Raw genomic sequence first — 575 nt, forward strand, 5'->3', positions numbered from 1 at the left:
AGTCAGCACTGTGGTCAGCGATGTCGATGACACCACCACCGTGACATTGACCGCCACGCCAACTGTGAACGAAAACGGCACCATCACCTACACCGCCACCTTGACCGATGCCGACGGAAAGCCCGTGACAGCGCAAAACGGTACACTGACGGCGACGTCGGAGAGCGGCAAGACCATCACCATCGCCGCGGGCGCAAGCTCGGGTGTGTTGGACGTAGCGGTCGGCAACGACGTGTACCAAGGTCCAACGACAGTTACTGAATCGATCAAAGGAGCGACTGGCGGCAACCTGGAAGCCATCGCACCAAACACGGCGCCAGTCAGCACTGTGGTCAGCGATGTCGATGACACCACCACCGTGACATTGACCGCCACGCCAACTGTGAACGAAAACGGCACCATCACCTACACCGCCACCTTGACCGATGCCGACGGCAAGCCCGTTACCGCGCAAAACGGTCCGGTGACGGTGACGTTGGACAGCGGCAAGACCATCACCATCGCCGCGGGCGCAAGCTCGGGTGTGTTGGACGTAGCGGTCGGCAACGACGTGTACCAAGGTCCAACGACAGTTA

At 60.5% G+C, this 575-nt stretch carries 1 protein-coding gene; it reads left to right on the plus strand.

Annotated elements, in window-relative coordinates; translation table 11 throughout:
- Positions 1–575, plus strand: a 575-nt coding sequence (locus tag AD659_RS30060) for an immunoglobulin-like domain-containing protein (RefSeq protein WP_169788907.1), incomplete at both ends; no start/stop codon positions are given.

This window comes from Pseudomonas thivervalensis (genome assembly GCF_001269655.1).
Classification (GTDB): domain Bacteria; phylum Pseudomonadota; class Gammaproteobacteria; order Pseudomonadales; family Pseudomonadaceae; genus Aquipseudomonas; species Aquipseudomonas thivervalensis.